The organism is Desulfosarcina sp., assembly GCF_041551955.1.
In the GTDB taxonomy this organism is placed as follows: Bacteria; Desulfobacterota; Desulfobacteria; order Desulfobacterales; family Desulfosarcinaceae; genus Desulfosarcina.
The window spans coordinates 1-3,856 of the sequence record NZ_JBFELV010000468.1; the positions used below are offsets into that span (position 1 = coordinate 1).

The 3,856-nt window shown below is 46.8% G+C and carries 4 protein-coding genes; 1 reads left to right on the forward strand and 3 read right to left on the reverse strand.

The window, feature by feature from the left end; all coding sequences use genetic code 11:
- Positions 1-122 precede the first annotated feature (122 nt).
- A complete protein-coding gene (locus ABYV26_RS22590) occupies positions 123-386 on the forward strand; it encodes a hypothetical protein (protein ID WP_372683616.1) in 264 nt (87 codons plus the stop codon).
- A gap of 1,101 nt (positions 387-1,487) precedes the next feature.
- Here ABYV26_RS22590 and ABYV26_RS22595 read toward each other — a convergent pair.
- From ABYV26_RS22595 to ABYV26_RS22605, 3 genes are all read right to left on the reverse strand, one after another.
- On the reverse strand, positions 1,488-2,363 hold the full coding sequence (locus ABYV26_RS22595; RefSeq protein WP_372683617.1) for a hypothetical protein: 876 nt from the start codon (positions 2,361-2,363) through the stop codon (positions 1,488-1,490).
- Between the two features lie 69 nt (positions 2,364-2,432).
- On the reverse strand, positions 2,433-2,966 hold the full coding sequence (locus tag ABYV26_RS22600; protein WP_372683618.1) for a class I SAM-dependent methyltransferase: 534 nt from the start codon (positions 2,964-2,966) through the stop codon (positions 2,433-2,435).
- Between the two features lie 86 nt (positions 2,967-3,052).
- Positions 3,053-3,718, reverse strand: a complete 666-nt coding sequence (locus tag ABYV26_RS22605) for a TPM domain-containing protein (protein WP_372683619.1) — start codon at positions 3,716-3,718, stop codon at positions 3,053-3,055.
- Positions 3,719-3,856 lie beyond the last annotated feature (138 nt).

Genomic DNA, 3,856 nt, shown 5'->3' on the forward strand with positions numbered 1-3,856 from the left:
CCTTGAATCTGCGGCAAGCCCGACAACCGCCAAGATTGGGTAAAATGTTATTCAATTATTTGATCTTTTATGGTATAAAGAACCTATTGCTAACGAACGAAAACACACAAGGGTGAAAAGATATGGCTGAAACAAAAAAAGAAACTGTTCTGGACTTTCTTAACACTGGCTACAATGATTATCGTGTTGATTATCGCGAAAATTCGATAACAGAATCCTATGACTTCGTTGTTAATACAGGGACATCCAGAATATTTTTAAAAATCGGGTATAAACGTTGGGACGATTCTAATAATTCGTCTATCATTGATTTTTTAGAATCGAAAGAAGAACAGATTCGGAAAGTTGTTTTGGACAATCAGAACGCTATTCTCCGAATGAACTAACAAACAATCAACCCATCTACCAACTCACAGCACTGGGTTGGCACCATCGCCATTTATCAAACCATCTTTGACGGAGTCGTAAAAAGTCCGATAACTGCGTTACGCTTCATCCCTCGTCACTGTGGCGTACCTTAAGTACGCCTGATTCCTCAGTATTCGCAAGCCTTGATCTCGGGCTTCTTACGACTCCGTCGGAAATGCGACTTTTTACGCGTTCATCACCTTTTGTTAGGCATTTCTTCTGGAAGTCGTGGTAAACATTCTTCATTTCATCTTTTCCGACTATCCTTAGGAACACTCCTGAATTGCAAGTAGTAAGACCCTGCTCGCTTTAATCGATCCTAATCCTCATGCAGTGCCACTATCAGTTTTTTAAGTTTTCCAGACCATGCAGGATACGAATTTCCCCGAACGTACTGAGGCCATCGCAGATTATACCGCAATTTGTAAACCATACGTTATCGGTCATCATGAAGGCCGTCTGCTTATTCGTTGTCGATGCACCCAGACATCGAAGCCGCCTCGACGCGCCCGCACAGGTGGTTCCTTTTGACAAACGCCGGCATACAAGCCGACAATATTTGTCAAGCGGGCATACATTCACCCAGGCAATGGATTTACAAGCGGATGAAATTATTAGAATTTCTATAAAAATGAGCAGTCGGCACAGAATATGCTGTAATAACAACCAGGAAATGGTGACAACAACGCAGTGAAACGGTTATCGTGAGGCCAGTTTTGAGTGTGAAAATCCCAAAAAGCGCCTGAGTTGCTAACCGGTGGTCGATGTGAGGGATAAAAAAAGTGAAACGCTTAAAGAAAGCCACACTATTGCTGATAAGACATTTGGCATATCGCTGGAATGGCCTGTTTTTGTATTACTGGGCTGACCTGAACCTACATGAACTGCGTGCGGTGTATGTCATGCCGGAATTTTATTATCGTTGGCTTTACCGCTTTTGTATGTGGTTGGTTGATTACGGCAACTGTCGACGATTGGCAGACCGTGTCATTCATACGATTCCCTACCATGTTCGATTTCATGTAGCTTGAGATAAAGCTGCAAATAAAATAAACGTCTTTTATGGGGCTCAGTCTTTTCTAAGCGGATGATAGGTTCCCTTTGCCCACGATGATGTCGATCAAAGAAAAAAACTCACTGACGTACTCCCACCCTACGGTAAGCGCATCGAGTTTCTGATCAAATTTAAAATTTTTTTCTGACTTCTCTTCTGGATTGTCTGGCAGGCGAGCCGAAAAAAGCCATAACAATTCATATTTTTTTTCAAGCAGGCACCAGGACGATGATCCGACGTCCAGATTGCGCTGAATACAATATCTGAATTTTTTTGCGGGCAGATAACAATTGTCCCTGCTCAATTTAATTCGCTTTTCTATCGCCGGTGGGAGCTTACACCGCTTTATCGTATCCGCAAAGTTGCGGGGTGTTTCCGACCCTGATTGGTACTTCCGCCAAATGGGATATCTTATGTATTCGTAACCTAAAATGATCTTGGTCATCAGCGCCTCAAATTCGTAAAAAGGCGTCTCTAATCTCGTCACGACCTTGCTCTCCTTTTGGCGTGAGGTTTTACCATCACTTCCCATTTCACCCGTCGATGGTTCTGCAGATTGGGTGCATTCTTCTGCGTACAGCCGTGCGAGTGCCGAGCAATGATAAATCATCGATCCCAGAACATACTTTAGCGGCTTAAGAAGGTCGAGTTCGCTCCTGTATATGTCGAGCAGCCGCCCCCGAATGGCAGGCAATAAAAATGACACCGTGGTGTTTTGACTTGATCCTTCGGCGAGCACAGGGCGAACCCCGAAATTGGTCAGAACCGTATTGGGATCCGAAACAGACATGGTGTCTTCGCTATTTGCGTAAAACCAATCTCCAGTCTCGGACTTCCTAATACTAATTCCCCTTTCAAAGGTGACCTTTTCAAATTGTTCCCAGGGAAAACTTTTTTTCATGATCGTTGCGATTGTCTCCATTGCTATCGTTGAGGAATGGTGAGCCCTTTTTATCACTTACAGGTGGTATTACGTTTTGATTGCAACAAGCGACGCGGTTTGATCAAATTTTTCAGAAAGGTCAGCCTTTTTCTCTTCGTAATAGACGATGCGCATGGATTGAAAGGCATGAAGCAGTTCATTTTGTTTCAGACAGAATTTATCCTTTTCTCCATCCATAAACGATTCAAAGATCAAAACGCCGCCGGTTTTGAGTCCATCTTGAATCAAAGGAAACAGGCGTCTGTCTAAAAATCGAACGTTGGCGATGAGCGCGTAGCGATTCCGCGGAATATCCCAGGCGTCCAAATCCGCACAAATGACGTTGATATTCGGATTTTTTCCCGCAAGATGAGTCGTTGCGACCGTTGAAATGTCAACCGCATCCACGACAAACCCTTCTGCAGCCAGGTAAATACTGTTTCTCCCGTTGCCGCAGGCGATATCCAATGCATTCCCACATGTCGCCAGACCGCCATACTTCATCAGGATGGGTGAAGGGGCGGTGCTCCCTATATCCTTGAGGTGCCTTGAGTCCCATCTTATCCGATCTTTATCCGTCATGGTTCAAGCTTTTACCGTGATCATTCTGGTCAATGTGCAAAGGCGTCTGCTTTCATGGTGACTTGAGATAGGTAATATGTCAATTGTTAAAGATCGTGTTGTTCATCGATGATCAGGCTGGTGAGTTCATCGGTATCACCGGGCTTGATGGGAAAATGGTTTTGGAGGAGACTGCCGATGTCCTGAATGGCCGTGCAGATGGCTTCGGCGCCTTGCCCGCTGCGGATGCCCCGGGTGATGCGGTCCACCAGCTGATTCCATTCCTCCTGGGGGACCTTTTCGTGGATGCCTTTATCGGCCAGCAGCCACACTTTATGTTCAAAAACCGAGAAAAACAGCAAGACGCCGTTGGCGTCACGCGTGCGGTAAAGCCCCTTTCTGAAAAATTCATTCACGGCGGCTTCCTCGACTTCCTCATCGATTTCCCGCTGGGAGATGAACCGTCGCTTGAGGGAGGGACAGCGACCGACGATCCAATGAAACAGGATGAAAAAGATGGTGAAAAGCCCGAGGAACACCCACATGTTCTGAGTGCCGATCCACAGCCATCCGCCCAGAAAGTGCGCGGCCAGCAGGGCCAGCGGCAGGGCGAATGCCGTTGCACCCAATACGTCGGCCATCGCATAGTGGTAACTGGAGGGGACAATCATGCAGACGATCTCTCCAGCTGTCTTTATTTCCGCGGCAGCCACAGCGGATTCGATTCGCTTTTGATCCGCCTCTGATAAAAATTTTTTAATCAGATTTGTCATTCGTCAACCTTTGTTAAAGCTTGCACAGGGGCGTCCCGACCGCTCCCGATGGGTGTCGACCTGCCGACGCTACCACCCGCCCGATGCACCGCCCCCGCCGAAACCGCCGCCGCCGCCGGAAAAACCGCCAAACCCCCC

Coding starts and splice junctions, on each gene's coding strand:
- ABYV26_RS22595 (WP_372683617.1), bottom strand. CDS start 2,363: ATGAAAAAAAGTTTTCCCTGGGAACAATTTGAAAAGGTCACCTTTGAA.
- ABYV26_RS22590 (WP_372683616.1), top strand. CDS start 123: ATGGCTGAAACAAAAAAAGAAACTGTTCTGGACTTTCTTAACACTGGC.
- ABYV26_RS22600 (WP_372683618.1), bottom strand. CDS start 2,966: ATGACGGATAAAGATCGGATAAGATGGGACTCAAGGCACCTCAAGGAT.
- ABYV26_RS22605 (WP_372683619.1), bottom strand. CDS start 3,718: ATGACAAATCTGATTAAAAAATTTTTATCAGAGGCGGATCAAAAGCGA.